Here is a 4,051-nt window from a genome sequence, read left to right as displayed (position 1 = left end):
ACGGTGCAGGAGCACGCGACACGGATCATGACCGAGTACGGCGTGCAAGCTACACCGGCCGAGATACGCGAGTTCGTGCAGGTTGCGACATCGTTGGCGATGGAGGATTGCTTCTCGGTCCTCCCGCACGGCGCACCCGCCCCGGAGCATGTGGCGCACCTGACGAGCCTGCGTGTGGTGCAGGCGGAGACGGCGCTGCGCGACCTCATCGCCGCGCGCATCCCGCAACAAGACCCGGAGCACCTGGACGCGCTCACGGCGGCGCGCAGGCACGGCCTGGATGCCGGGCAGGAGCGGGCCGCCGCCGCGGTCGCATCGACCGATCCGCTCGTGGTCGTGGAAGGCGCAGCAGGGAGCGGGAAGACGACGATGCTCGCCGCTGCAATCGAGGTCGCCGCACGGCACGGGCGGGTGTCGCAGGTGGTTGCGCCGACGTTGCGCGCCGCGCAGGTCGCGCACGATGAACTCGGCGTGCCCGCAACATCGGTTGCGGCGCTCGTGCACGCGCACGGGTGGCGATGGAACAGCGACGGCGTATGGACGCGCCTCGCACCCGGCGACACCGACCCCGAAACCGGACGCACCTACCGCAGCCCATCCGAGGGCGCGCGGCTGGCGCGGGGTGAGCGGGTGATCGTGGACGAGGCTGGGATGCTTGACCAGGACACCGCAATCGCGTTGCTCACCGTCACCGCAGAAACAGGCGCGACGGTCGCGCTCGTCGGGGATCGTGCGCAGCTCGCGGCGGTCGGGCGCGGCGGTGTGCTCGACATGGCCGCACAGCTTCGGGGGGCACGTTCGACATGGCCGAGGTGCATCGCTTCACCGACCCCGCTTATGCCGAGGTCACGGTGCGGATGCGCGACGGACGCGACCCTGGCGAGGTGTTCGACCGGCTCACCGCGCTCGGACTCGTCCACCTGCACACGAGCGACGAGGACGTGCGCGAGCACATCGCCGAGCAGCACCGGGAGGGAGAAGCCGTCACAGTGACCTCCAACGAGGAGGCCCGCGCTGTCAACGCGCGTATCCGTGACGAGCGAGCGTCGCGCGACGAGGTCGACGACCACCGCACCGCCACCGGCAACGACGGCCTCCCCATCGGAGCCGGAGACGTGATTCAAACGCGCAAGAACAACACCAACATCGGTGTCGCGAACCGGCAGAACTGGATCGTGCAACGAGTCGATGAGGACAGGGCATTGCGTGTGCGCGAGCCCGGAAACGGGAGGAAGCGGCAGCGCACTGTGCGCCTGCCTGCCGAGTATGTGGCCGAGCACGCGCACCTGTCGTACGCGGCGACCGCCTACGGAGTGCAGGGCGCGACCGTCACCGGGTCGCACACGATCCTCACCGACGCGACCAGCGCCGCAAGTGTGTATGTCGGCATGACTCGCGGCCGCAAACAGAACCTGTTGCACGTCGTGGCCGAGAGCCAGGAGCATGCGCGGGAGCAGTCGCGGTGATGGAACGCGACCGTGCCGACCGGGGCCTCACCGACGCAACCCAGCGCGCAGCCGAGGACGTGCGCGGCCTGGTGAAGGACGGCCCCGCAAGGTTCGTCAACGAAGAGATTGCCGCCCTCACGAAGAGACCTGACGATGCCGCGAAGCATGCCGAACGGTGGGCGAAGATCGCGGAAGCGCTGACCACGCAGGCCGCCCGGCACGAGGCCGAGGATGCCGACGCGGTAAGGGTGGTCGAGGCGGCACGGAAGCAGGCGGAGCAGATTCGAGCGAGCGTGAGTGCGCCCCTGATGATCGCCGCCGAAAGGGATGGACACGCATACGCTGAGACGAGCGCGACCAAAGCCGACGCGGATGAGCGCTTACTGGCAGCCCCGAGGTTCGGGAAGTCGAAAGCGCGCCGTGCCCAGCGCGCGGCGACCGAGCGAGCCGATCAGGTACGGGCCAGGCTCCGCGAGTGTTGGGGCAGCACCCCCGAGTGGCACCAGGCCGTCGACGCCTGGGTGTCGAGCGTCACCGATCGCGCGACCGAGCACACACCCGAAGTCACGCAAGCCGCAGAAGCGCTGAACGAAGCGGAAGGCGCGACGAGAGCCGCCTCTGAACGGCACCGCACAGCACGCCGTGCTTTGCTCGGGAAGCTCTACGGGGCAGAGCGGGTACGCCGTAATCCACTCCGTTACGAACTCACCAGGCCGGAACGCGAGGCTCAGCAGTGGGCGCGCAGCGCGCAGGGTATGCGGGCGGAGATTGCCGAACTCCAATCGCTCCCACTCGAGCAGGCCGCCGCCCGTATCCGACAGCAGCGAGTCGAAGCAGCCGCCGTGCACAGGGAGCAAGAGCAAGCGCTGGCGGCCCGTGCCGATCAGATGCGGGAGAGCTTCGCGCAACGGGAGGCGGAGCGCCGACGCTCCGGCCCGCAGCGCTCCGGCCCATCGCTGGGCTTGTGAGTGCTATCAGTCGGCCTCGTCGCGGAGGAGAGTTTCGTAGTCGCGACCGCCGTAGAAGACACCGTGAATCTCGACCGTCTCATCGGTCACAGCGAAGGCGATGACCACGCGGCGGCGGAACCCAATTGTCCGCAACCCCGGCCGCAAGTCATCGCGTGCGAAACCCACCAGCGGGAAGTCTGCGAGGCTGTCGCAGTAGTCGAAGATTGCCGTCACATATCCCTCGGCCCGATCCGGGAAGCCGGACTGCTCCGCAATCCACTCATACAGGTCAGTGAGCTGCCCGCTGGCGCGGGGCGAGTAGACGACGGTGCGGGTCACGATCCGCTTTCAGCCAGCCGCTCCCGATGCACACGGGCCAGGCGTGCGCGCATGTCTTCGGAGCTGATCGCCTGCGAGGGGTCAGCCCGCAACTCGTCATAGGAGGCGACGACCTCGGAGCGCAGCCAGGTCTCCACCGCGTCCTCGCGAGCAAACAGGGCGCGCAGGCCGTCGCGGACGACCTCACTCTCACTCGCATACGCGCCAGATGCGACGCGATCCTTCAACGCCTCCGCCATATTGTTCGGGAGAGTGATGCTGAGCTGCTTCGTCGTCCGCACGATGAGACCCCACTTCCAGTAGGACTCAATCCTACTCCTGCGCTATGCGAAATGGAATCGCCCTCGTTGTGAGTTGCATCGGTCAGATGCACACCACTCACCAAGCGGGCAGAATCGACGACCCCCAGTTCTTTGCTCAGTCACTACTGCGGGCGCTTGTGCTCCCACGGCTCTCCCGGTGGCCAAGGATCAGTGAGACCGAAGAACCGGAATTTGTCAGGGCGGGTGAGGCCGGTGGGTGTTAGGCGGCGAGTTGGAGGTCGTCGGGTGGTGGTTGGTTGATCCAGGCCGCGGGGTCGCGGTTCAGGGTTTTCGGGTGCGTGTGCGCGCGGGTGCTGAATCGTTCGGGGTGTGTCTGGCGGGCGGTCTCGAGGGCGGCGTCTTGGTCGCGGTCGATGTGGTCCGCGAGCCCGTAGTGGACATCGGCGGGGGTGTGCATCCCGATCCCGGTGTGCCGGTGGTGGTGGTTGTAGGCGTCGACGAACTCGTCGATGAGCTGGCGGGCATCGGCGGGGCTGTTGAACCGGTCGGGGAAGGTGGGCAGGTACTTCATCGTTTTGAACAGCGCCTCGGAGTACGGGTTGTCGTTGGATACGTGGGGTCGGGACCGGGGCTTTGTGACGCCGAGGTCGGACAGCAGGGTAGTTACGGTCTTCGAGGTCATTGACGGGCCACCGTCGGAGTGCACGACCTGCGGGGTGCCGTGGATCCCGAACGCGTCGAGCATCATCTCCTTGGCGAGCAGACCGTCTTCGGTGGCGTGGACGATCGCGCCGACGATGTAGCGGGAGAAGATGTCGATCATCACGTACGCGTCGTAGTAGACCCCCTTGACCGGGCCAGCAAGTTTCGTGATGTCCCACGAACTTTGCCGATGTCGGCATAGCAGCTGTTATGCCGACGTCGTGGTTTTGCCGATGTTGCGGCCGGACCCCAGCTCTGGGGCGGTCTCCGGGCCGAGGAGGTCGGCATAATCAACGCACTGTGATCGGCTGGTCTCCTCAATCATCGAGGAGACAAGGAGCTGGTCATG

Annotated in this window: 5 protein-coding genes and 1 pseudogene; 3 read left to right on the top strand and 3 right to left on the bottom strand. The window is 67.0% G+C overall.

Features of this window, described 5'->3' with window-relative positions:
* The 3 genes from ACK5KK_RS03135 to ACK5KK_RS03125 form a co-directional block, all read left to right on the top strand.
* The coding region (locus tag ACK5KK_RS03135) for an AAA family ATPase (RefSeq protein WP_416888637.1) at nt 1–993 on the top strand (993 nt) is incomplete at its 5' end.
* On the top strand, nt 990–1,466 hold the full coding sequence (locus ACK5KK_RS03130; RefSeq protein WP_416888636.1) for a hypothetical protein: 477 nt from the start codon (nt 990–992) through the stop codon (nt 1,464–1,466). The genes ACK5KK_RS03135 and ACK5KK_RS03130, both read left to right, overlap by 4 nt.
* Complete coding sequence (locus ACK5KK_RS03125) at nt 1,463–2,416, top strand: hypothetical protein (RefSeq protein WP_416888635.1); 954 nt, start codon at nt 1,463–1,465, stop codon at nt 2,414–2,416. Before ACK5KK_RS03130 ends, ACK5KK_RS03125 begins: the two co-directional genes overlap by 4 nt.
* Nucleotides 2,417–2,422: 6 nt before the next feature.
* Here ACK5KK_RS03125 and ACK5KK_RS03120 read toward each other — a convergent pair whose 3' ends face one another.
* The 3 genes and pseudogenes from ACK5KK_RS03120 to ACK5KK_RS03110 all read right to left on the bottom strand — a co-directional run.
* Entirely contained in the window at nt 2,423–2,737 is a 315-nt protein-coding gene (locus ACK5KK_RS03120; protein ID WP_416888634.1) for a type II toxin-antitoxin system RelE/ParE family toxin, read from the bottom strand.
* The gene (locus tag ACK5KK_RS03115) at nt 2,734–3,018 is read right to left on the bottom strand and encodes a ribbon-helix-helix domain-containing protein (RefSeq protein ID WP_416888633.1); all 285 of its coding nucleotides are present in this window, start codon (nt 3,016–3,018) and stop codon (nt 2,734–2,736) included. Before ACK5KK_RS03115 ends, ACK5KK_RS03120 begins: the two co-directional genes overlap by 4 nt.
* 241 nt (nt 3,019–3,259) lie before the next feature.
* Nucleotides 3,260–3,883: pseudogene (locus ACK5KK_RS03110) on the bottom strand (transposase); the annotation flags it as partial.
* Nucleotides 3,884–4,051: the final 168 nt, after the last annotated feature.

This window comes from Microbacterium sp., assembly GCF_047972865.1.
Classification (GTDB): Bacteria; Actinomycetota; Actinomycetes; order Actinomycetales; family Microbacteriaceae; genus Microbacterium.
This window is presented reverse-complemented; position numbering and strand designations above follow the sequence as displayed.